This window comes from Rhizobium sp. NLR10b (assembly GCF_019685435.1).
Lineage (GTDB): Bacteria > Pseudomonadota > Alphaproteobacteria > Rhizobiales > Rhizobiaceae > Rhizobium.
This window is the reverse complement of the sequence record NZ_JABDWV010000026.1, coordinates 1-21,300: the sequence shown is the minus strand read 5'-3', so window position 1 is coordinate 21,300 and position 21,300 is coordinate 1. Positions and strand designations below refer to the sequence as shown.

Sequence of the window (21,300 nt, the reverse complement as noted above, 5' to 3'; positions counted from 1 at the left end):
GTCGGCAGAGCATGACTTCACACAAAAACGCCACCGCCTAAAGGACTACCTTAGGGCGCGCGACGGGATGGCGGTCGCGCAGACCGGTGGCGGGGGTGACCGATCACTGATGTCGCATAGGAGCACGGCCTTCCCAGTCGAGAAGGCCGTGCGGATGGGCAGATTTTCAGAGCGTCGGGTGCTGGCCGCGCGTCGGGCTGACTCTCTCCAGCAGCGAGGCGACATGCAGGATGGTCGACTCCGCCTGCCACGCGCCAACGATCTGCACGTTGATCGGCAGGCCTTCCCTGCTGCTGCCGAACCGCATTGAGACACCGGGAAGGCCAGTGACGTTCAAAGGCACGGTTGCGCCCTGAAGATAGGTCGCATCCACCGTCTGACCATCGATTACGAACTCTTCAACACCGTGCTTATGGGCCGGGATCGGCAGGACGTGAGTGATCAGCGCGTCGTAACGGGAGAAGTAATCGGCATAGCCATCGCGCAGCCGCTCGGCCGCCTGCTCGGCCTCAATGTATTCGTCCATGGACGTGTCGGGCAGCGACAGCATCGTCTTCGCCATCTTGTAGAGTTCGTCGTCCCGACGGCCTGCGGTCGCCTTGCGGAAAGCGGGCTTCATCTCCATCACATGCAGACGGTTGAAGACGTCGAGGGCGAAGTCCTTCTCGAGAGCTGGGATACCGACATGCTCGACTGAAAGACCGACATCCTTCAGTGCTTCAGCCGCCGCCTTGACGGTAGCGACGACTTCCGAATCGACCGGGCCAAACCCAGGGCCAACCATCCATCCGACGCGGAGCTGCCGGAACGGCTGTCTACCGATCCCGGCGTCGAACGGAACCGTGCTCGACGAGAAGGCATCCTCGCCGTCTGGTCCTGCCAACTGCGAGAAGGCGAGAGCGACGTCGCGCACTGACCGGGCCATCGGACCAACGTGCCAGAAACGGCGCGGCGCACGCGGCCAGATACCGGTCATCGGCACGCGGCCGTGCGTCGCCTTCATCGAGGTGATCCCCGTCTGCGCGGCAGGTCCCCGCACCGAGATCGCAAGATCGGTCCCAAGACCGAGTGGCGACATGCCCGCAGCGATGGCGGCAGACTCGCCGCCGCTCGATCCGCCCGGCGTCCGCTCCAGATCCCATGGATTGTTCGAGCGCCCGGAGAGCAGGTTGTCGCTTTCGATCCAGTAGGAGAACTCTGGCAGGTTGGTCTTGGCCAGCAGAATGCCGCCTGCCTTCTTCAGGCGCGCGACGCTGGTCGCGTCGCGGTCGGGCGAACGTCCCTTGAAGATCGGTGAGCCGCGCTGTGTCATGACACCCTCTGTATCGATGGAATCCTTGACAGTGAACGGCACGCCATGCAGCGGACCGAGTTCTTCGCCGGCTCGGACTGCGGCTTCGGCTCTTCGGGCCGCCTCGAGGGCTCCCTCCGCCACGGTAACAATCGCATTGATCTTAGGATCGACCGCTTCGACGCGATCGAGATGCGCCTGTACCACCTCGACGGGCGATATCTCCTTGCGGCGGATGAGTTCGGCAAGCCTTGTGGCGTCGGAATAGATCAGTTCGTTGCTCATTGCGTTCTATCTAACTAACAGTTGGTAGGCAGACAAGAGCTAGGCCTTTACAATCTCGTCGTCAACCCCTATCTAACATTTGTTAGGTGAAGCGGAAGGAATATCGGCATGAGCGGAAGTGCAAGGGAAGCCATTCTCGCGGCGGGGCGTTTGAGCGCCCAGTCGCACGGCTATGGCGGTCTCAACATGCGCGAGCTTGCAGCCGAGGTCGGCATCAAGGCCGCCAGCATCTACCACCACTTTCCGAGCAAGGCGGATCTCGCTGCGGCGATCGCCGAGCGCTACTGGCAGGACACGAAAGCGTGGCTGGTTGAAGTTGCGAAGGAGGAGGGCGATCCCAAAGCCAGTCTTCGAAAGTATCCTCAGACGTTCCGGATGTCGCTGGAAAATGGCAACCGCCTGTGCCTTGGCAGCTTCCTTGGGGCGGAGTACGACGATCTCCCGGAACGTGTCCGCAAAGAGGTGCAGACCTTCGCCGACGTCAATATCGCCTGGCTTGTGGACCGGCTGCTCGATGCCGGCCTGACGGATAAGAAGGGGAGCGAAGCGCGGGCGCGGGCGATCTTCGCCGCTGTCGCGGGAGCGCAGCTCCTGGCCCGCAGCAGGTCCGACATCTCGCTGTTCGATGCAATGGTCGAAAGCTACCGAGCGACAGGATTTCTGCCAGGTTGATATTTCACTTAATCGGGTGAAGCTACGCTAAGCGCCGCTCGGCAAGGCACCGCATTGCAGGAGATTGCGCTGAGATCTTGCCACCCGGTATCAGCTAAGCCTACGATCCCAAAGAAAGGATTTCAGAGCCTTAGTTTTATACTGAGGCGGGTCGATAGCTCGATTCCCTTCAAGAGCAAAGCCAGCTGCGGCCCTCACCAACGCGACCAATTAACATGCCAGAAAATATCCGAGCCAGTTGTCCGGCGGTCAGCAGCAGCGTGTGGCGATCGCCCGCTCCCTGGCAATGGAGCCGAAGGTGCTGCTTTTTGACGAACCGACGAGTGCGCTTGATCCGGAAATGGTCGGCGAAGTTCTCGATGTCATGCGGGAGCTGGCTGGCAGCGGCATGACGATGCTTGTCGTCACCCACCGGATGGGCTTTGCACGTGAAGTCACTGACCGGTCGTGTGATCCATCGCGGAAAGATTCTGGAAGAGGGACCGCCTGAGCAGATGTTCGATCATCCGAAGCATGAGCGAACACGAACTTCCTTCGGTCAAACAGTCCCCGGGATCGAGCGCCACCAAACCTCGTTTGAATTGCATCAGCCGGGCTAGGTGCGATCCAAGAAGAACATATCGGTTAGAGGTTCGAATCTCTTCAACTGCTAAAACTATCGCGCAGTTGAAACGGCGATGAAATCTCAATAACAGCCCAATTGACTCTAATATGTATCTGCTTTAAACAAATACAAATGCGCGATGGGAGTTCGCGCTGTGGCCCGCGTCGGGAGATCGCGCGCCAGCTCTATCAACGGGAGGAACGGAATGCTGAAGTTTCCACATATGCTCGCAGGCGTCGCGACCGCTGTCGCCTTGATGACGACTGCCGCTGCCGCTCAAGACACGGTTGGTGTGAGCTGGCGTTACTTTCAGGATGAACGCTGGAAAATCGACGAAGCGGCAATGAAGTCCGTGCTCGAAAAGGCCGGAGTTTCCTATGTCGGCATCGATGCGCAGGGCGACCCGCAGAAACAAGCAGGAGACATCGAAAGTCTGATTGCACGTGGGGTCAAGGTGCTTGTCGTCGTAGCTCAGGATGCCAAGGCCATCATTCCTGTTATCGACGAGGCCAAGCGCAGCAACATCGCCGTCATTGCCTACGATGCTCCGATCGACACCGGCGACGTCCTCTATACAAGCTTCGACAACGTGGCTGTCGGCCGTGTCATGGGCGAGGCTCTCCTGAAAGCTGTGCCAAAGGGCAACTACGTTGCGATGGACGGAGACCCTGCCCAGACGATCCAGCAGGTTTTCAAGAGCGGTCAGATGCAGGCGATCCAGCCCGCAATCGACAGAGGCGATATCAAAATCGTTGCCCAGCAGAACGTTGAGCAGTGGAAGCCGGACGTTGCGCAGTCGCTCATGGAACAAGTCTTGACAGCGACGAACAACAAGGTCGATGCAGTGCTTGCGATGAACGACAGCATCGCCAACGGCGTGGCAGCAGCACTCGCCAGCCAGGACCTTCTTGGCAAGGTCGGCATTTCCGGGCAGGACGGCGACAAGAACGTCCTCAATCGCATCGCCAAAGGTGACCAGACGATGACCGTCTGGAAGGACGCGAACGCACTTGGAACCGTCGCGGCGAATGCTGCCGTCGAAATCATCAAGGGCACAAAAATTGATGGGGTGACGGGCGTAAAGCCTGGCAAGACATCAACCGGCGCTTCGCAGCCCGCAATAATTCTCGATCCCGTCGCCATTACGCGCGACAACCTCGACCTCGTGGTCAAGGCCGGCTGGATCTCGAAGGACGTGCTTTGCAAAGGCGTGACGAAGAACCTGCCAAAAGCCTGCGAATAAACAGTTCCAGCTGGAGTTCTGTCATGACATCTGTTCTTCAACCTGCGTCCAGCTCGACGAAGCTTTTCCCCCGACTGCTACAAGCAGTCGGGGGATGGGGCCGCGACACTCGCCTTGTGGCGATGGTGTCCGTCCTTGCTTTGATATGGCTTTGCGCAAACATCCTTACCAACGGCGTATTCCTGTCGCCTCGAAACCTGTTCAATCTCTCTCTGCAGGTCTCGGTCGTGGCCATCATGGCGTCGGGCATGATCCTGGTCATCGTGACGCGACACATCGACCTCTCGGTCGGATCTCAGGTCGGTTTTCTCGGGGTCCTCGGTGGTCTCGTGCAAAGCAGCTGGCTCCCCGACAGCCCGCACGCCTGGTGGATCTCCTGCCTCGTCATGCTGTCGGGCGGTATGGTGATCGGTTTGATCCAGGGCGCGCTTGTCGCCTACGCGCGCATACCCTCGTTCGTCGTTACGCTGGGTGGCCTGCTATTCCTGCGCAATGCTGCTTATGAACTGAACGATGGCACCACGATCGCCCCCCTGAGCTCGACGTTCCAGAATCTCGGCGGGGGACAGAACGGAGTTCTTGGAGCCACCCTGAGCTGGGCTGCGGCCGGCGCGGTCACCGCCTATGTCGTCTTCAACCTTGTTCGCAGGTACCAGCGCAAAAAGTCGCTTGGCATACAGAATGCATTAACGGCATCCGACATTGTTCCGGCGGCACTATGGTGCGTTTGTGCATTCGGTCTAGTGGCAGTCATGAACAGCTACTATCGGCCTGGAACGACAGAGTCGATGGGATTGGCCGTTCCCGTTCTCATCCTGATCGCGGTGACGATGCTTATGACGGTCATCGCCAAAAAGCACAGGTTTGGACGCCACGTGTTCGCCGTCGGCGGCGATCCACTCAGCGCGCGGTTGACGGGCATCAATACCCAACGCGTCGTCCTGAAAGTCTTCGTTCTGATGGGGTTCCTGTCTGGATTGGCCTCGATCGTTCTTACGGCCCGACTGAACGCCGCAGCCAGCGGAGCGGGCACGATGATGGAGCTCTATGTGATCGCGGCAGCAGTGATCGGTGGGACGTCGCTTGCCGGAGGAGCCGGTACAATTCTTGGTGGCTGCATTGGCGCCTTGATCATGCAAAGTCTTCAAAGCGCGATGGTCCTGATGGGAGTTGCGAGCCCGCTGCAGAGCATGGTGCTTGCGGGCGTTCTCGTACTCGCCGTCTGGATTGATACAATGTGGCGCGAAAGGAGGCCATCATGACGACTCCGTTGCTCGAAGCCAGAAACGTCAACAAGGCATTTGGCGGCGTTCACGCAGTCGAGAATGTCAGTGTATCGCTCATGCCGGGCGAAGTCGTCGCGCTACTCGGCCATAATGGTGCTGGCAAATCCACCTTCATCAAGATGCTGTCGGGAGTCTTTCCCGCAGACAGCGGCGAGATCCTGATCGACGGCGAAACCGTTGATATCCGGTCCCCCCACGATGCACAGGAACTGGGGATCGAGACGATCCATCAGACGTTGGCGCTCGCCGATAATCTCGATGCGGTCTCTAACCTTTTCCTCGGTCGGGAGCAGACCGACCGCTTCGGTTTCCTCGACACGGAAGCGATGGAGCATGGGGCACGAAAGACGATAGAGCGCATGCGGTTGAGGATACCTTCTCTGAACGCGTCCGTCCGATCCATGTCAGGTGGTCAAAGGCAAGCGGTGGCGATCGCACGCGCACTTCACTTCAACGCGCGCATTCTCATCATGGATGAACCCACCGCCGCCCTTGGACCCGAGGAAACGAAAAACGTCGGCATCTTGATTGAGGAACTCAAAAAGCAGGGTTTGGGTATTTTCCTCATCAGCCATGACATGCACGATGTCTTCGCGCTGTCGGACCGGATCACCGTGATGAAATCCGGACGCGTTGTCGGTTCCTATCCGACGCGAGACCTGACACAGGACGACGCGCTCGAAATGATCATCCTTGGCCGCAAGCCGGCTCGCCTTGCCGCGACGGCATGAGGCATACCAACCCGAGAATGGAAAGAAATATGACAGTCAAAGCACCAAACTTCAGTCTCGACGGGAAGGTTGCTCTCGTAACGGGCGCGGCGCGTGGTATAGGTCGCGCGATCGCACTCGCCTGCGCCGCCGCCGGGGCCGATGTGGTCATCGGCGTGCGAAGCGTGGAGGCGGTTGCCGATCTCGTTGTGGAACTGAAGACCACTGGCCGACGCGCTCTCGCCGTCACGATGGACATCTCAAACAGCGGTCAAATCGCCGAAGCGGTTGCCGAAGCTGTCGCGGCATTCGGAAAAATCGACGTGTTGGTCAATAACGTCGGCGTGGCGCCGGGAAACCTCGCGGAACTCGTCGACGAAAAGGCGCTTGACCAGATCCTCGATGTTAACATCAAAGGCACCTTCCTCGTCACGCAAACGGTTGCCCGCCATATGATCGAGCGGAAGAGCGGTCGCATCATCAACATCAGTTCACAGGCCGGGACCGTCACGCTTCGCGGTGAAGCCCTGTATTGCATGAGCAAGGCGGCTATCAACCACTTGAGCAGATGCCTGGCAGCCGAGTGGGCGCAATATGGCATTACGGTCAATACGGTCTCGCCCACCTTCATATGGACGGATTCGACCCGCCCGGTCCTTGCCGATCCGGATTTTTATGCACGTACCGTGGGCCATATCCCGCTCGGGCGGATCGGTGATACCGATGACGTTGTCGGAGCCGTGGTCTACCTCGCATCCCCTGCCGCATCCCTTGTGACTGGCGCCAACCTGTTGGTGGACGGGGGATGGTCGATTGCATGACGATGTCCTTCGCTCAAACCTTTGCCTGCACGCTGCCATCTGCTAGTGCGTGGAGGTGTATTTTAAGCAATGATTCGAGTGCATTGCCGGTGCCTGACAACAGCTCCTGATCGACAATGCTGTCAGTGGGAGGAAACTTGACGACGAACAGTGTCTTGAGACACATGAATGCCGTGCGTTGTCTGCGCGTCCTGCGCAGAGACGTTCCTCTGTCGCGCGCAGATATTGCGCGCGAACTGAACGTGACGCGCGCGACCGTCGGCAATTCGATAAAGCAGCTTCTTGCAGAAAATCTCGTTATCGACCTCAACGAAAGCGCCGAGGCCAATGGAGCCGGGCGCCCCGGGGCTCTCGTATCGCTCAATCCGGCAGGCGCCTACTTTATCGGTCTCGATATTTCCTCGGCCGAGATCAACGCGGTTCTGATCGACTTTTCGATGCGCGTGGTTGCCAAGCGGATCGTGTCGATTGCCGACCGCTATCACGAGCCGAAGCGGGTGATCGAATTGCTCGCCGCCTTGCCGAAGGAACTGGTTGACGTATCAAAGGTCCGGGCATCGAGGGTGCGCGGGGTCTGTATTTCCGCGCCGGGTATCGTGCGCGACGGGAAAATCATCTCCGCGCCATGGTTGAGCTGGCGAGACGTCGACGTCGTTTCAGCCATGTCGGAAGCGATGAAACCCTCGCTGCCGCTTCAAATTTGCAATGACGCAGTGGCTCTTGCAAGCGCGGTCGCCGCCGACTCGTCGGAAAGCGATCTGAGCGACGTACTGCTGTTATTGCTTGCACAGGGTATTGGCAGCGCGCATTTGCGGCAGGGGCGGGTCGTCGAGGGCGCACACGGACTTGGAGGGGAAGTCGGGCACATGGTGATGGGTGGGCGGCCTGGAATGGCGGCCACGCACACGTTCGAAATCCTCGCTGGCTACCAAAGATTTCTGCCCTTCATCGAGAATGGTGTCCCAATCCCGGAAGGTCTTGCCAAACTCGTGACCCGGGAAGGATCTCCGGCTCTCGACCAGGCTCTTCATGAATGGGCCTTGGGACTGGCAACCGGCATCCTTAACCTCATTCATATTCTCGACCCGAAAACGATCGTGCTGGGTGGGCCACTCGCCGTCCTTTACCCAAAGGTGGCAGAGCGCGTCGAGAGCCTCCTCTCTGAAAACCTCGTCCACGGCTTCAACGTCCCCCCTATCTCCGTTGCCCGGTTCGGTGGGGATGGAGCTGCCATTGGCGCTGCCGCTCTTCTTCGCGAGAGCCTCTTCGACCTTCCCGAACTGCCTGCCGTTTAATTCGACGCGGAACGCCAAACGGGTTTGACTCCAAATTTGTATTTGTATAATACAAACGCAAATAGCCAGCCAGTGGAGGAAGCAGATGCTGAAGCTAATCGACCCCATTCTCTCTCCGGAACTGCTTTACGCTCTCCGAGCGATGGGGCATCGGCACGATATTGCTATCGTCGATGCGAACTTCCCGTGCGATGCCGGCGATGATCGCCTCATCCGTCTCGACGGCGTTTCCGGGCCACGGGCGCTGGAAGCCATCCTCAAGATCTTTCCACTGGAAGAACAGGAACCGCATGTGGCATGGCGCATGATCGCTGAAGGCGATGCCGCCAAGATCCTGCCCGTTTTCGAAGATTACAGTGCCGGCCTTGAGAAAGCGCAGGGCAGGGCGGTCGAACTCACCGCAGTCGAGCCGGATGAATTCAAGGACCGCGTCCGCGCCGCCCATACGGTCGTGGTCACTGGAGAGCGACGCTTCTATGGCAGTGTCATTCTGCGCAAAGGTGTCATTGCGCCCGAATAAATCGGAATCCACGCGGCAATCCAACGTCAGGTGTCATCTTGCCCGATCTTTTCGCCTCTTCTTTCGACGCCTTCCTTTTTGACATGGACGGAACGATCCTCAACTCTATTGCCGCTGCTGAACGGGTTTGGGGCGCTTGGGCTTGGAAGTTCGGGCTTGATCCAGAAGTGTTTCTACCCACGATCCATGGGCGCAGGGCCTTCGAAACAATCTCTTCCCTCGGCCTACCGGATGTCGATCCGCAGGCCGAGGCTGCCGCCATAACACAGGCGGAAATCGATGAAATCAACGGTGTGATTGCAATCGGCGGTGCACAGCATTTTTTGAGCAGCCTCCCATCTCACCGATGGGCCGTCGTGACCTCTGCGCCTTCCGCACTGGCCAAAAGACGGATTGAGGCGGCCGGATTGCCGACACCAGCGGTACTCGTAACAGCCGAGGACGTACAGCGGGGAAAGCCGGCGCCTGATTGCTTCATTCTGGCCGCCGAGCGCCTCTCGGTCGAACCCGCACGTTGCCTTGTCTTCGAGGATGCCGAAGTGGGGATTGCCGCCGCAACCGCGGCAGGTTGTCAGGTCTGCATCATTACCGAGACGCATAAGCGGCGGATGAAGGTCGACCACCACCAGTTTGAGAGTTACGAACGCATCAAACCGAGGCTCGTCAACGGGGCCTTGGGCTTATGTCATTCTGATCATTGAGCGCGTCCAGCCTCCATTTTCGGGCGGCGGAAGACAAGGTTTTCGTCTACAGACAACATCTGCTTGTGCAGCATTGATGCGCCCCCGATCGCGGGGCCTTCGAGGCCGAGCGACGAGAGCTTTATTTCCGGGATCGGATGCCCGTCGAGGAGATTGCGCGCCACTTTCTCGAGCGTCTCTTCACGGCAAAGGTCGAAAAGGGCGGCGACCGGTCCGCCGAGTACAATACGCGTGGGATTGAAAATACTTGTCAGGGTCGCAACTCCTCTTCCGAGATAAAACGACCAATCCTTAAGTGTCGAAAGAGCGCTTTTTTCCTGTCGCCTGGCGGCTTCCATGAATGCTTGAATGTCATCTGCTGAGCCACCGTGAAAGCGATAGCGCGCAAGCACAGCTTCGCGCCCGATGAAGCTCTCGAACGATCCCGAAACGGTTGCCAGTTCAACGAAGCCCTCGTCACCCAGAATGATGTGGCCAAGCTCACCGGCATAGCCATCCTGTCCACGGAGAAGCTGACCGGAATTCACAATCGCCCCGCCGACACCGGCGTCCAGATAGATGTAGATCTCGGTCTCGCCGCGCTCGTCCTTGGACTGGTAGATCTCGGCAATTGCGAAGGCGTTTGCATCGTTTTCGGCAATCAGCAGAGGAATTTCGGGCAGGCGCTGCTGTAATCGCTCCAGGATCGGTTCTTGCCGCCATCCCAAAATGGGAGCGCGCAAAACCGTGCCATTGCGATCTATAACACCCGGGGCGGTCAGGCATAGGCCGCGGATGCGATATTCATTGCCGAGCCGTTGCCTGATATTCTCAACGACATCCGCCAACCTCTGCACCACGACGTCGGGGCTTGCCTCCAGGAGGCTGAAGTCCGCCGTCGACTGCGCAATGACCGACGCCTCCATGTCGAGAGCGACGACGTTCATGCGACCGACGCCGATATCTGCGCCTATGAACATCCCATAGTTTGGATTGATGCGAACAAACGTCCCGGGCCTGCCCGTGCCGGCACTTTTGTCATCCTGTGAGTCGTCTTCCACCAGCAATCCTTCATCGGCCAGGCTGGCAACGATGCTGCTTGCCGTCGAGCGAACCATGCCGAGCTCTTTGGCGATATTCGCCCGGCTGATCCTGCCATGGCGAAAAACAACATCCAGCGCCCTGACCTCGTTAATGTGCCTTACGGCGCGCGGCATGGACATTGGTGTCCTCCAGTTAAATCAGACTCACAAAAAGAGGTGTACAATCAAGGAAGTGACGAGCGCATTCAAGCCCATGGCGAGTCCTGAGAAAAGACCCGCCACCGGGTCAACCGAATAGGCACGAGCGGTGCCAATTCCGTGCGATGCAAGCCCTACGGCGAACCCTCTCGCACTGTAATCGCGGATCTTCATCGCGTTCATCAGCGGGGTCACAACGACGGCGCCAGTAATGCCGGCCATAATGACGACGGCGGCGGTCAAGGCAGGATCGCCGTGTAAACCAGACGAGATAGCCATGGCGACCGCCGCCGTGACAGATTTTGGAGCGAGAGAAGCGATGACCGTCTGATCGAAGCCGAAGAAGCGGCCCAAATAAATCGTGGAAGTCACCGCCGTCAGGCTTCCGGCAAACAGCGCCACGACCATCGGAATAAGATTGGCCCTGACCAGATGAAGCTTTTCATAAAGCGGTATACCGAGCGCCACAGTCACTGGCCCTAGCAGAAAATGAATGAACTGCGCGCCGGCGAAATAGGTCTGGTATCTAATGTGAAAGACAGAAAGCAGGCATGCGATCGTCACGACCGACAGCAGAACCGGATTGACAAGAGGATTGGCGGGAAGCGCCCTTGCGATCTTGAGCGCGATTATCCAGACAAACAGCGTTACGGAAAGCCAAGAGAGCGGGGACGCTGCAAGGTAAACCCACAAGCCTTCATCCATGGCTTGTCCCCCCGATCAGCCGCTTGATCGCCAGATAGCACCACACGGTGACGATCAGCGTCGCAACTGTTGAGACGGATATCGTCACGAAAAGCGTCAGGCCTCTTTCGGCAAGGAGGTCCAAATGCTGGATGATTCCAACGCCGGCTGGAACAAACAGGGCTCCAAAATTCGCCAATAGGGCATGGGATGTGGAGACGGTCGGTTGCATCAGCTTGCCGATCGGAGTTCTCTTCGATGCTGTCAGCGCGCCAAATATCAAAGCCATGCCTATAACTGGCCCGGGTACGAGGCCATGGAGGTAATAGGCGATGACTTCGCCAAAGAGCTGAAATATCAGCAGAAACGTAATCCCAACGAGCATTGTTCGACTCCACAACAAACTCCCTTGACTCATAAACCCTAGTATGTTTGTTTGCAATCGAAACAAACGAGAGGAGCGTCGTTTGTCTGAGATCCGGCATGGTGCCGGTTTGGTTGGAGGAGGACTACATGCGTTTATCGTTCAAAATAACGGCCCTGACGGCTGCACTGAGCGCCTCGGTCAGCGGCCATGCGTTTGCGGCTGAAAGCGTCGAGGTGTTGCACTGGTGGACATCGGGCGGAGAGGCTGCAGCTGTGGGCGTCCTCAAGGACGATCTGCAGAAGAAGGGCGTCAGTTGGCAGGATATGCCGGTCGCCGGAGGCGGCGGTGAAGCTGCAACAACCACTCTCAAAGCGCGAGTCGCCGCCGGCAATCCCCCGACGGCTGCTCAGCTGCTCGGAATGGCCGTTAACGAGTGGTCCGAGCAGGGTCTTCTCGGCGACTTGACCTCGGTTGCCCAAAAAGAGGGATGGGACAAGGTCGTCCCGGATCAGATCAAGCAGTTCGCTGTTCATGATGGGAAGTGGCAGGCCGTTCCGGTTAACATACATCGGCCCAACTGGCTCTGGATCAACGCTAAAGTTTTCAAGGACAACGGGCTGGAGCCACCGAAAACCTGGGACGAGTTCAACGCGGTTGCGGAAAAGCTCAAAGCCAAGGGAATTACGCCGCTGGCGCATGGCGGACAGCCTTGGCAGGACACGACGATTTTTGACGACGTGGTTCTGGGGCTCGGCGGGCCGGAGTTCTACAAGAAAGCGATCATCGAGCTGGACGAGACCGCGCTTGGCTCGGACACAATGGTCAAGGTCTTCGATCAAATGCGCAAGATCCGCGGTTATGTCGATCCGAATTTTTCCGGCCGCGACTGGAACCTTGCAACTGGAATGGTCCTTAAGGGGGATGCAGCAATGCAGCTCATGGGTGACTGGGCCAAGGGCGAAATCGTCAAGGCCGGCATGAAACCGGGCGTCGATATCCTCTGCGTTACCGCGCCAGGAACCGAGGGCTCGTTCCTTTTCAACACGGACTTTCTCGCGATGTTCCCGGTTGGTGCCGACAAGGTCGATGCACAGACCAAACTTGCATCGAGCGTCATGTCGCCTGAATTTCAGCAAGCCTTTAATCTCGTGAAAGGATCGATCCCAGCGCGTTCCGACGTGCCGGGTGACAAGTTCGATGCCTGCGCTCAGAAATCCATGGCCGACCTGAAGACGGCCGAGAAGGCCGGCACGCTGATGGGGTCGCTTGCTCACGGCCACGCGGAGCCCGCGTCGATCCAGCGCGCGATCTTCGACGTCGTGACTCAGCACTTCAACTCGGACATGTCGTCCAAGGATGCCGTGTCTGCGCTGATCAGCTCCATCCAGGCTGCGAAGTAACCAGCTCCTCCCTGCCCCTGCCGTCCACGAGGCGGCGGGGGTATCCTGCAGCGAGGTTGCGCGCCCGTCGGAGACGGGGACGCCAACCTGTTGATTCCGAGCCAGCCGATGTCCTTTTCAAAACGCCTTGGCAAGGTAATGCCAGCAATCGTCCTGTCGCCATCGTTGGCGGTCATCACGGTCTGCGTCTATGGCTTCATCGCCTACACGGCGCTGTTATCCTTCACCGGATCAAAGATGTTCGCCAACTTCACTTTCGTTGGGTGGCGACAGTATGGAAGACTTTTTGAAAACCCCCGATGGATCACGGCCATTGAAAACATGGCGATCTTTGGGTGTCTCTATATCATTGGAGCGACCTGCCTTGGCCTGTTCATCGCCATCCTGATCGATCAGCGTATTCGCTTCGAAGGTGTGTTCCGGGCTGTCTTCCTTTACCCGATGGCGCTCTCATTCGTGGTTACGGGCGTCATCTGGCAGTGGCTGTTGAACCCCGGCCTCGGCTTGGAGCACATGATGCGCGAGCTTGGCTGGACGTCTTTTTCGTTTCAGTGGCTGATTGAGCCCGACCGCGCGATCTACACGATCGTCATCGCCGGCGTCTGGCAGGTAACCGGCTTTGTCATGGCGCTTTTCCTGGCTGGCCTTCGCGGGATAGATGCCGAGATTCTTCGCGCTGCCCGCATAGACGGGGCGCCCATACACAAGGTCTACACGCGCATCATCATTCCGGCCCTCCGGCCAGCCTTCCTCACGGTTTTCGTGATCGAGGCGCATCTCGCCATCAAGAGCTACGACCTTGTCGTCGCGCTCACGAAGGGTGGTCCTGGCGTGTCCACCGAACTTCCATCGACGTTCATGTATTCGATGACATTCACGCGTAACGAGCTCGCGGTCGGCGCGGCCAGCGCGACCGTCATGCTCGTTACTCTGGCAAGCATCATCATCCCCTATCTTTATTCGGAGCTGCGCAATGAGCCTGCGACTTGATGCGGAAAGCGCCGCAATCCTATCGAAGGGCACCGACATAAAAGTGACCCGTATTCTCGGCCGGAGCTTTATCTATGGATGCCTGATTATCGCAGCCGCGGTTTTCCTGGCGCCCCTTGTTTCCATGATCTTCACGTCCCTGAAAAGCATGGACGAAATTCGGTCCGGCAATATTCTGTCGTTTCCGAAAGCGATCACCTTCGAAGCATGGAAGCACGTTTGGCATTCAGCATGCATCGGGGTTACCTGCGGGGGGCTGAAGGGCTACTTCGGCAATTCCTTCCTGATTGTCATACCGGCCACACTGCTGTCGGTGGGCTTCGGAGCACTGAACGGATACATTTTCGCAAATTGGCGATTTAGGGGCGACAATATCCTTTTCGGCCTGGTCCTGTTCGGCTGCTTCATCCCACTACAGATCGTACTGATCCCGATGGCCGGCCTCCTGGGGCAATTGAGACTCGCCGGCACGATACCCGGTCTCGTTCTCGTTCACGTCGTTTACGGGATTTGCTTCACGACGATGTTTTTCAGAAACTATTTCGTGACCGTGCCGGCGGAGATCTTCAAGGCGGCACGTATCGACGGGGCCGGGTTCTGGGCCGTGTTCTTCCGGATACTACTGCCGATCTCCTGGCCGATCGTGATGGTGTCCATCATCTGGCAGTTCACGGGGGTCTGGAATGACTTTCTGTTCGGCGTTTCGTTCGCAGCCGGCTCCAGTCAACCGGTGACGGTCGCGCTGAACAACCTGGTCAATACATCAACAGGCACCAAAGCTTACAACGAAGACATGGCCGCCGCGATGATCGCCGCGCTGCCCACCATAATTATCTACGTGGCGGCAGGGCGGTACTTCCTTCGTGGTCTGATGGCCGGTGCAGTGAAGGGATAACGACGATGGCCAACCTGGCGATCAATCACATCAACAAAAGCTTCGGGAGTCTGACGGTCCTGAAGGACATCAACATCTCCATTGAAGACGGGGAGTTCCTTGTCCTTGTCGGTCCTTCAGGCTGCGGTAAATCGACCCTGCTCTCCATTATCGCGGGGCTGGACGAGCACACAACGGGCTCGATCACCATCGATGGTCGATCTGTGCAGGGCCTTGAACCGAAGGAAAGAGACATCGCCATGGTGTTTCAATCCTATGCGCTCTACCCGGCAATGACGGTCGAGCAGAACATCGGCTTTTCGCTGGAGATGAGCAAGATGCCGAAAGCCGAACGGGTCGAGCGCGTCGGCAAGGTTGCAGATCTGCTTCAGATCCGCCACTTGCTCAAGCGGCGCCCAGGCCAGCTCTCGGGCGGGCAGCGTCAGCGTGTTGCCATGGGACGAGCGCTGGTTCGCGAGCCGAAAATCTTTCTCTTCGACGAGCCGCTATCAAACCTCGATGCGAAGTTGCGTGTGGAAATGCGCACCGAGATCAAGAAACTGCACCAGCGACTCGGGGCAACCATCGTCTACGTCACACACGACCAGATCGAGGCCATGACGATGGCGACCCGCATTGCCGTGATGAAGGACGGTATTCTGCAGCAGTTCGGTACGCCCGAAGACATCTACGATCGGCCCGCAAACGTGTTCGTCGCGACCTTCATGGGGTCGCCGCCAATGAACCTGCTCCCCGCCGTAGTCACCTCCGGCTCCCAGTGCCTCTCCATTAAAGGCGCGGATACGACTTTGCCGGTCCCCACCTCAGTCATCGACATGCCTGCCCCCGGCAGGGAAGTGCTTCTGGGCCTCAGGCCGGAATGGATTTCACTGGCGACGGACGGCAACTCCTCCAATCCAACACTGACGCTGCATGTGGATGTCATCGAGCCCACTGGCCCGGACGTGTTCGTGGCCCTGCGCACAGGTGAGCGCGAAATCATGTCGCGCCTGCCCACCGGCACCCCGGTCCGGATCGGAGAGGAAGCATCCTTCGCACTCGATCTATCAAAAGCAGTTCTCTTCGACGCCGAGACCGGCGTCGCTCTCTAAACGCTAACGACCCAAGGACTTACCAATGCCAGCAAAACAGGAAAGACGCCTTCGCGTCGGCGTGCTCGGAGCCGGTCAGATCGCCCAGGCAGCGCATTTCGAAGCCTGCACGAAGGCCGCAAACGCCGATCTCTATGCTATCTGCGATGTCGCGGACGATTTGCGCGAGCGCATGGTGATCACCCACGGTGCGCAAAAATCGTATAACGACTACGACAAGATGCTGGCTGATCCGGATCTCGACGCCGTCATCATCGCAACGGCCGATGCCTTCCACGTTCCGGCCTCGATTCGAGCACTGGAAGCGGGCAAGCATGTCTTGTGCGAAAAGCCGGTCGGCGTCACCGTCGAGGAATGCGTGGACCTCAAGTCCGCCGTCGAAAAGTCCGGCAAGACCTTCCAGGTCGGTCACATGAAGCGCTTTGACGCAGGCCTGCAGGCTGCCAAGTCTTTCATCCGTGACGAGATGGGCGATCTGATCGCGCTGAAGGCTTGGTATTGTGACAATACTCACCGCTACCCGATGACGGATGCGGTGCAGCCGCTGATCGTGACCAGCGCACATGCCAAGCGGCCCTCTACGAACCCCAAGGCTGATCTTCGCCGCTACTATATGCTGGCTCATGGCTGCCACCTGATCGATACCGCGCGCTATTTCGCCGGCGATATTGTGTCTGTGAACGCGCGGCTTTCCGAGCGCTCCGGCATCTGGTGCTGGTTCATTGATGTCGAGTTTGCCTCCGGCACACTCGGCCATCTCGATCTGACGGTTCAGGTACGCATGGACTGGCACGAAGGTTTCCAGATCTATGGCAAGAACGGCAGCATTCTCGGCAAGACGTACAACCCTTGGTACTATAAGTCGAGCGAGGTCGATATCTTCCGCGAGGCAGATGGTGCCACCCACCGGGTTCTCGGCGCCGACGGCCACTTCTACCGCCGCCAGGTCGAAGGCTTCGCACGCACCATTCTCGACGATGCACCGATGGAAGGTGCCGACATCAACGACGGGTTGGCCTCGGTCCAGGCTATGGTCGCGATTGCCCGCTCCGTTGAAAGCGGGAAGTCTGTTGCACTTGCCGACGCCACGGGTGGCGTGTGATGAAGCTCGGGATATTTGCAAAGACCTTTGATGGCAACGATCCCGAAATGGTCCTCAAGGCTGTCGCGGCGGCCGGGTTCGTTTGCGCACAATACAACATGGCCTGTTCCGGCCTGCCATCCATGCCGGAAGACATTTCGGCAGCGCAGGCCAAAGCGGTAAGCGATGCAGCAGACGCTACCGGCGTGGACGTTGTCGCTGTGTCCGGCACCTACAACATGATCCACCCCGACCGGGACGTTCGCGCCGTCGGTCACGCTAAGCTTGAGGTCATTGCGCGCAATTGCGCGGGCATGTCCACCAGGCTCATCACGCTGTGCACCGGCACGGGCGATCCTGTAGATCAGTGGAAGGAGCATCCGGATAACAATACGCCAGAAGCATGGCGCGATCTCTTGGAAGCCATGGAAACGGCGGTTGGTATCGCCGACCGCTACGACGTCGATCTCGGCATCGAACCGGAGCTTGCCAACGTTGTGAATTCGGCGGCGAAGGCTCGCCGGCTCATTGACGAAATAAAAAGTCCGCGCATCAAGATTGTGCTCGACCCGGCCAACCTCTTCGAGATCGCAAGCCTTGAAGAGCAGCGCGCTCTCGTATCGGGCGCCGTTGACCTTCTGGCCGATCGCATCGTCATGGCCCATGCCAAGGATCGCAATCCGGACGGCAGCTTCGCGACAGCCGGCAAGGGCGTGCTCGACTACGGCCATTACCTCGGCCGTCTCAAGAGCATCGGCTTTGAAGGCAGCCTGATCACCCACGGTCTGTCGGTAGGCGAAGCGCCCGGCGTCTCAGCTTTCCTGAAAAACCATCTGCAGGACGGAGTGGCCTCATGAGCACGGCCATCGGCCCGTTCGAAACCTCCGACGGCACGCTGCTGAATGTCGACGCAGCCGGCGAAGGGCAGACCGTCGTCTTTCAGCACGGCCTTTGCGGCGATGCTGGCCAGACGCGCGAAGCCTTTCCGACCGAGCCGGGGCTGCGCCGGATTACGGTGGAGGCAAGGGGCCATGGCCGCTCACAGCCGGGCAGGCTCGACAAGCTGTCGATCGCGACGTCCGCGGACGACATTGCATTATACATCGAACGCAATCTGCAGGAGCCCGTGGTGATCGGCGGCATTTCGATGGGGGCAGCAATCGCGCTGCGACTTGCGGTCAAGCGGCCCGATCTCGTCAACGGACTTGTGGTTGCTCGACCTGCATGGGTTATTGAGGCTGGGCCGGAAAACATGGCGCCGAATGCCGAAGTGGGCAGACTGTTGAAAACCATGCCGCCTGAAGAGGCAAAGGTCGCCTTTCTCGACGGACCGATCGGCCGCCGCCTCGCAACGGAGGCGCCTGACAATCTGGCATCGCTTGCCGGTTTCTTTTCACGGACTCCGATCGAGGTGACCGCGGCACTCCTGACCGCGATTTCCGGCGATGGGCCGGATGTGACGGAAGCTGAGGTTCGCAACCTTGAAGTTCCAACGCTGGTGATCGGTCATGAGAAGGACCTGATTCACCCGCTCACCCACGCGCACACCCTGGCCCGCATCATACCCCGTGCACGCCTCGTTCAAATTACGCCCAAAGTGGAAAACCGGGAGAAGTACGTTGCCGATTTCCGGCTTGCGATGGGCAATTTCCTGAAGAGTCTGAGATATGAGCAAGCCTAATAGAAAATGGATCGCCAACCTGCCGAGCGACCGATTGATCGCTGAGTTTTCCGTGTGGTCGGCCGATCTCGTGCGGCTTGCCGATGATCTCGCGCGTGTGGAACCGTTTGTCGACGTCCTGCATATCGATGTCGCCGATGGTCACTTCGCGCCTGCGATGCTCTTCTTCCCTGATCTGGTAGCGGGCGTGCGCAAGGTCTCCTCGCGGCCGATCCATGTTCACCTGATGGTGTCCGACAATGTGCTGTTGCCGCAGATCGAGCAGTTTGCCGATGCCGGCAGCGATCTCATCAGCATCCATGTCGAAAACGAGGCGGTTGCCGATACGGCGATCGATCTTCTGGACCGACGCGGCGTCTCGGCCGGAATGGTGCTGAGGGTCGAGACACCCGTGGAGCGCATCGCCAGATTCGTTCCACGCCTGAATTTCGTGACGCTGCTCGGCACGGCCATCGGCGTCAAGGGACAGGGACTTGACGAAAAGGCCGGTGAGCGGCTTCAGGAAGCCGGCCGGGTCATCGCGGCCAGCGGCGCGACGCACCGTATCGTCCTTGCTGCCGATGGCGGTATCCGTGAGCACACGGTACCGCTGCTGCGCCAGGCGGGCGCGGAAACGGTCGTCCTCGGTTCTCTGGCATTTAATGCTCCATCGCTCGAAGAGCGGATGGCGTGGCTACGCGCACTCTAACGCACGGTTTGAACATGCATCAGATCGCCATCGGGATAGACTTAGGGGGAACGCAGGTTCGTGCGGCTCTCATAGATGAGCGCGGCACGATCGTGGCGCGCATGGAAGAGCAGACGGAGGCCCACGCCGGGCCTGAGCGTGTCCTTTCGCAAATTCGCGGGCTGACCGAAAACCTGCTGGCGGCAGCCAAGCCTTCCGTGGTCGTGGGCATCGGCGTCTCGACGCCGGGTCCGATCGATACGGTCAGCGGCATCGCAAGGGATATTCCGACCCTCTCCGGATTTACTGATTTTCCGTTGAAGGCGGAGCTGCAGAAACGGTTTGCCTTTCCGGTCAGTCTCGAAAACGATGGTATCGCCGCGGCGATCGGCGAGTGGCAGTTCGGGGCGGGCAAAGGGCTCGAAAACCTTGTTTACGTTACTGTGAGCACGGGCATCGGCGGCGGTGTCATTGCCGATGGGCGAGTTGTGCGGGGCCGCAAGGGCATGGCCGCGCACATCGGCCACATGTCGGTCGAGCCTAACGGCGCGCTGTGCCCCTGCGGCAATCACGGCTGTTTCGAAGCCTATGGTTCCGGCACGGCATTCACCCTGCGCGCCCGGACGCGCTCCATCGGCTGCGAAGAGACGACGCTCGGAAAGAACGGCGGAGAGATTCACGCGCGGGACGTCTTCGCGGCGGCACGGAACGGCGATACCCTTGCCAGTAAGCTGATCGAGGAGGAGGCGGAAATTCTCGGGCGGGGCTTTACCAGCCTGATCCACATCTTCAGCCCCGATATCGTCGTCGTGGGGGGCGGGATTTCTCACGAGTTCGATCGCCTCCAGCCCGGCATCCAGGACTACATCGCCCAATGGGCAATGCCGGCTTTCAAGGACGTGAACGTAGTGCGTGCCGCGCTGGGCCAGAATTCAGGTCTCGTCGGCGCCGCCGCGCTTGCTTTTCTAGCGAAACGCCCTGAGCAGCATTTGTTCGCGCTTGCTGCGCTCCGCTGAAATCGAAGGAGAACGATGTGCTGACCATTAAGAGATTGAGCCTGGCCGACGCCCGCGTTCTGCTCGAGGGTGCGCGAGCGCGTGCTGAAGCAATTGGGGTGCCGATGTGCATCGCCGTGACGGACGAAGCGGGGCAACTGATCGCGTTCGAACGCATGGACGGCGGCAAGATAACCAGCACCATCATCGCACAGGACAAGGCTTATACGGCCGCCGGTGCGAAGCGAACGACCGAGAGTTACGGGGAAGTCAGCCAACCGGGCAAGCCGGCCTATGGCATTAACTCGGCCATCGGCCTGGAAATGCACGCTGGCTTCATCACCGGTGGTCGGTTCCATAACTGACACTGAAATAGCGGGTCAACGGTTCTGGCACGGCGAGCGTTTTCGAAGCCAGTGTCCGGTCTGTTGCCGTTGTGTTCACATTCTGTGCGAAGAAGATCGCATAATGGATCGAAGGGAACCTCTCCGGCCGGAGAGCCGACATAGGCGTGGCTTGCCGGATCGTCGCCGACGATGATGACCGCAAGGCCGGTGGTGACGCCGCTCATCTTTTCCAGCGCTGCCGTCGCACTCTTGACCGTCTGAATTACGGATGCAGCTACAAGCTTGCCGTCGATGACCTCGACCATCTCTCAGCCCATGCGTTCGGATGCGTAGCTTCCGGGGCTGGCCGGGAAGACGACGGTGCGGTTGCCGTTGATGAAGGTGCGATGATGGATATGGGCGTGGATAGCGCGGGCCAGCACCTGGCTTTCGACGTCGCGGCCGATCGAGACAT

Annotated in this window: 22 protein-coding genes and 3 pseudogenes; 19 read left to right on the top strand and 6 right to left on the bottom strand. The window is 59.0% G+C overall.

Going from position 1 to position 21,300, the window contains the following annotated elements; translation table 11 throughout:
- Positions 1-166 precede the first annotated feature (166 nt).
- The gene (locus HJB91_RS28845; protein ID WP_221156667.1) at positions 167-1,576 is read right to left on the bottom strand and encodes an amidase; all 1,410 of its coding nucleotides are present in this window, start codon (positions 1,574-1,576) and stop codon (positions 167-169) included.
- Positions 1,577-1,684: 108 nt separating this feature from the next.
- Here HJB91_RS28845 and HJB91_RS28840 point away from each other — a divergent pair, with 108 nt between their 5' ends.
- The 9 genes and pseudogenes from HJB91_RS28840 (at position 1,685) to HJB91_RS28800 (ending at position 9,428) form a co-directional block, all read left to right on the top strand.
- On the top strand, positions 1,685-2,248 hold the full coding sequence (locus HJB91_RS28840; protein ID WP_221156664.1) for a TetR/AcrR family transcriptional regulator: 564 nt from the start codon (positions 1,685-1,687) through the stop codon (positions 2,246-2,248).
- 220 nt (positions 2,249-2,468) lie between these two features.
- Positions 2,469-2,847: pseudogene (locus HJB91_RS28835) on the top strand (ATP-binding cassette domain-containing protein); the annotation flags it as partial.
- Positions 2,848-3,057: 210 nt separating this feature from the next.
- On the top strand, positions 3,058-4,095 hold the full coding sequence (locus tag HJB91_RS28830) for a substrate-binding domain-containing protein (protein ID WP_221156662.1): 1,038 nt from the start codon (positions 3,058-3,060) through the stop codon (positions 4,093-4,095).
- A gap of 23 nt (positions 4,096-4,118) precedes the next feature.
- Positions 4,119-5,357 carry a sugar ABC transporter permease gene (locus HJB91_RS28825; protein ID WP_221156660.1) on the top strand — a complete coding sequence of 413 codons (1,239 nt, stop codon included), beginning with the start codon at positions 4,119-4,121 and terminating at the stop codon, positions 5,355-5,357.
- A complete protein-coding gene (locus HJB91_RS28820) occupies positions 5,354-6,112 on the top strand; it encodes an ATP-binding cassette domain-containing protein (protein WP_221108444.1) in 759 nt (252 codons plus the stop codon). Before HJB91_RS28825 ends, HJB91_RS28820 begins: the two co-directional genes overlap by 4 nt.
- A 29-nt stretch (positions 6,113-6,141) precedes the next feature.
- On the top strand, positions 6,142-6,912 hold the full coding sequence (locus HJB91_RS28815) for an SDR family NAD(P)-dependent oxidoreductase (RefSeq protein ID WP_221156703.1): 771 nt from the start codon (positions 6,142-6,144) through the stop codon (positions 6,910-6,912).
- Between the two features lie 164 nt (positions 6,913-7,076).
- Positions 7,077-8,207 (top strand): ROK family transcriptional regulator, encoded by a 1,131-nt coding sequence (locus tag HJB91_RS28810; protein ID WP_221156658.1) that lies wholly within the window; start codon positions 7,077-7,079, stop codon positions 8,205-8,207.
- Positions 8,208-8,292: 85 nt separating this feature from the next.
- Positions 8,293-8,727, top strand: a complete 435-nt coding sequence (locus tag HJB91_RS28805) for an RbsD/FucU family protein (RefSeq protein WP_221156656.1) — start codon at positions 8,293-8,295, stop codon at positions 8,725-8,727.
- 38 nt (positions 8,728-8,765) lie between these two features.
- The gene (locus HJB91_RS28800; protein WP_259667438.1) at positions 8,766-9,428 is read left to right on the top strand and encodes an HAD-IA family hydrolase; all 663 of its coding nucleotides are present in this window, start codon (positions 8,766-8,768) and stop codon (positions 9,426-9,428) included.
- Here HJB91_RS28800 and HJB91_RS28795 read toward each other — a convergent pair.
- The 3 genes from HJB91_RS28795 to HJB91_RS28785 are packed head-to-tail and all read right to left on the bottom strand — an operon-like array spanning position 9,422 to position 11,717.
- Positions 9,422-10,630, bottom strand: coding sequence for an ROK family transcriptional regulator (locus tag HJB91_RS28795; protein ID WP_207244646.1), 1,209 nt, complete (start codon positions 10,628-10,630; stop codon positions 9,422-9,424). The two genes, HJB91_RS28800 and HJB91_RS28795, sit on opposite strands and share 7 nt — an antisense overlap.
- A gap of 24 nt (positions 10,631-10,654) precedes the next feature.
- Positions 10,655-11,353, bottom strand: coding sequence for an LrgB family protein (locus HJB91_RS28790; protein WP_221156654.1), 699 nt, complete (start codon positions 11,351-11,353; stop codon positions 10,655-10,657).
- Positions 11,346-11,717, bottom strand: coding sequence for a CidA/LrgA family protein (locus tag HJB91_RS28785; protein ID WP_207244644.1), 372 nt, complete (start codon positions 11,715-11,717; stop codon positions 11,346-11,348). Before HJB91_RS28785 ends, HJB91_RS28790 begins: the two co-directional genes overlap by 8 nt.
- A gap of 128 nt (positions 11,718-11,845) precedes the next feature.
- On the opposite strand from HJB91_RS28785, the gene HJB91_RS28780 reads away from it, so the two are divergent.
- The 10 genes from HJB91_RS28780 (at position 11,846) to HJB91_RS28735 (ending at position 20,864) form a co-directional block, all read left to right on the top strand.
- Positions 11,846-13,099: an ABC transporter substrate-binding protein gene (locus HJB91_RS28780; protein ID WP_221127826.1), complete on the top strand. Its 1,254-nt coding sequence runs from the start codon at positions 11,846-11,848 to the stop codon at positions 13,097-13,099.
- Positions 13,100-13,207: 108 nt separating this feature from the next.
- Positions 13,208-14,089 (top strand): carbohydrate ABC transporter permease, encoded by an 882-nt coding sequence (locus tag HJB91_RS28775; protein ID WP_221156653.1) that lies wholly within the window; start codon positions 13,208-13,210, stop codon positions 14,087-14,089.
- A gap of 37 nt (positions 14,090-14,126) precedes the next feature.
- Positions 14,127-14,984 carry a carbohydrate ABC transporter permease gene (locus tag HJB91_RS28770; protein ID WP_409079597.1) on the top strand — a complete coding sequence of 286 codons (858 nt, stop codon included), beginning with the start codon at positions 14,127-14,129 and terminating at the stop codon, positions 14,982-14,984.
- A gap of 5 nt (positions 14,985-14,989) precedes the next feature.
- Positions 14,990-16,075: an ABC transporter ATP-binding protein gene (locus HJB91_RS28765; protein ID WP_221156652.1), complete on the top strand. Its 1,086-nt coding sequence runs from the start codon at positions 14,990-14,992 to the stop codon at positions 16,073-16,075.
- 25 nt (positions 16,076-16,100) lie between these two features.
- On the top strand, positions 16,101-17,177 hold the full coding sequence (locus HJB91_RS28760; protein ID WP_207244640.1) for a Gfo/Idh/MocA family protein: 1,077 nt from the start codon (positions 16,101-16,103) through the stop codon (positions 17,175-17,177).
- Positions 17,177-18,013, top strand: a complete 837-nt coding sequence (locus tag HJB91_RS28755; RefSeq protein WP_207245486.1) for a sugar phosphate isomerase/epimerase — start codon at positions 17,177-17,179, stop codon at positions 18,011-18,013. Before HJB91_RS28760 ends, HJB91_RS28755 begins: the two co-directional genes overlap by 1 nt.
- Positions 18,010-18,837, top strand: coding sequence for an alpha/beta fold hydrolase (locus tag HJB91_RS28750; RefSeq protein WP_221156651.1), 828 nt, complete (start codon positions 18,010-18,012; stop codon positions 18,835-18,837). The genes HJB91_RS28755 and HJB91_RS28750 overlap by 4 nt, the downstream gene beginning before the upstream one ends.
- On the top strand, positions 18,824-19,525 hold the full coding sequence (locus HJB91_RS28745) for a ribulose-phosphate 3-epimerase (protein WP_221156650.1): 702 nt from the start codon (positions 18,824-18,826) through the stop codon (positions 19,523-19,525). The genes HJB91_RS28750 and HJB91_RS28745 overlap by 14 nt, the downstream gene beginning before the upstream one ends.
- A 14-nt stretch (positions 19,526-19,539) precedes the next feature.
- Positions 19,540-20,520: an ROK family protein gene (locus HJB91_RS28740; RefSeq protein WP_221127824.1), complete on the top strand. Its 981-nt coding sequence runs from the start codon at positions 19,540-19,542 to the stop codon at positions 20,518-20,520.
- Between the two features lie 17 nt (positions 20,521-20,537).
- Positions 20,538-20,864 carry a heme-binding protein gene (locus tag HJB91_RS28735; RefSeq protein ID WP_221127752.1) on the top strand — a complete coding sequence of 109 codons (327 nt, stop codon included), beginning with the start codon at positions 20,538-20,540 and terminating at the stop codon, positions 20,862-20,864.
- Between the two features lie 131 nt (positions 20,865-20,995).
- On the opposite strand, the pseudogene HJB91_RS28730 reads toward HJB91_RS28735, so the two are convergent.
- Positions 20,996-21,151: pseudogene (locus tag HJB91_RS28730) on the bottom strand (tetrahydrofolate dehydrogenase/cyclohydrolase catalytic domain-containing protein); the annotation flags it as partial.
- A gap of 3 nt (positions 21,152-21,154) precedes the next feature.
- Positions 21,155-21,300, bottom strand: a pseudogene (gene purU / locus HJB91_RS28725) (formyltetrahydrofolate deformylase); the annotation flags it as partial.

Excerpts from the sequence above, each read along its gene's own strand:
- HJB91_RS28815 (WP_221156703.1), top strand. The coding sequence starts at position 6,142 with ATGACAGTCAAAGCACCAAACTTCAGTCTCGACGGGAAGGTTGCTCTC.
- HJB91_RS28790 (WP_221156654.1), bottom strand. The coding sequence starts at position 11,353 with ATGGATGAAGGCTTGTGGGTTTACCTTGCAGCGTCCCCGCTCTCTTGG.
- HJB91_RS28825 (WP_221156660.1), top strand. The coding sequence starts at position 4,119 with ATGACATCTGTTCTTCAACCTGCGTCCAGCTCGACGAAGCTTTTCCCC.
- HJB91_RS28795 (WP_207244646.1), bottom strand. The coding sequence starts at position 10,630 with ATGTCCATGCCGCGCGCCGTAAGGCACATTAACGAGGTCAGGGCGCTG.
- HJB91_RS28745 (WP_221156650.1), top strand. The coding sequence starts at position 18,824 with ATGAGCAAGCCTAATAGAAAATGGATCGCCAACCTGCCGAGCGACCGA.
- HJB91_RS28775 (WP_221156653.1), top strand. The coding sequence starts at position 13,208 with ATGTCCTTTTCAAAACGCCTTGGCAAGGTAATGCCAGCAATCGTCCTG.
- HJB91_RS28750 (WP_221156651.1), top strand. The coding sequence starts at position 18,010 with ATGAGCACGGCCATCGGCCCGTTCGAAACCTCCGACGGCACGCTGCTG.
- HJB91_RS28755 (WP_207245486.1), top strand. The coding sequence starts at position 17,177 with ATGAAGCTCGGGATATTTGCAAAGACCTTTGATGGCAACGATCCCGAA.
- HJB91_RS28760 (WP_207244640.1), top strand. The coding sequence starts at position 16,101 with ATGCCAGCAAAACAGGAAAGACGCCTTCGCGTCGGCGTGCTCGGAGCC.
- HJB91_RS28780 (WP_221127826.1), top strand. The coding sequence starts at position 11,846 with ATGCGTTTATCGTTCAAAATAACGGCCCTGACGGCTGCACTGAGCGCC.
- HJB91_RS28845 (WP_221156667.1), bottom strand. The coding sequence starts at position 1,576 with ATGAGCAACGAACTGATCTATTCCGACGCCACAAGGCTTGCCGAACTC.
- HJB91_RS28740 (WP_221127824.1), top strand. The coding sequence starts at position 19,540 with ATGCATCAGATCGCCATCGGGATAGACTTAGGGGGAACGCAGGTTCGT.
- HJB91_RS28840 (WP_221156664.1), top strand. The coding sequence starts at position 1,685 with ATGAGCGGAAGTGCAAGGGAAGCCATTCTCGCGGCGGGGCGTTTGAGC.
- HJB91_RS28830 (WP_221156662.1), top strand. The coding sequence starts at position 3,058 with ATGCTGAAGTTTCCACATATGCTCGCAGGCGTCGCGACCGCTGTCGCC.
- HJB91_RS28820 (WP_221108444.1), top strand. The coding sequence starts at position 5,354 with ATGACGACTCCGTTGCTCGAAGCCAGAAACGTCAACAAGGCATTTGGC.
- HJB91_RS28805 (WP_221156656.1), top strand. The coding sequence starts at position 8,293 with ATGCTGAAGCTAATCGACCCCATTCTCTCTCCGGAACTGCTTTACGCT.
- HJB91_RS28765 (WP_221156652.1), top strand. The coding sequence starts at position 14,990 with ATGGCCAACCTGGCGATCAATCACATCAACAAAAGCTTCGGGAGTCTG.
- HJB91_RS28810 (WP_221156658.1), top strand. The coding sequence starts at position 7,077 with ATGAATGCCGTGCGTTGTCTGCGCGTCCTGCGCAGAGACGTTCCTCTG.
- HJB91_RS28785 (WP_207244644.1), bottom strand. The coding sequence starts at position 11,717 with ATGCTCGTTGGGATTACGTTTCTGCTGATATTTCAGCTCTTTGGCGAA.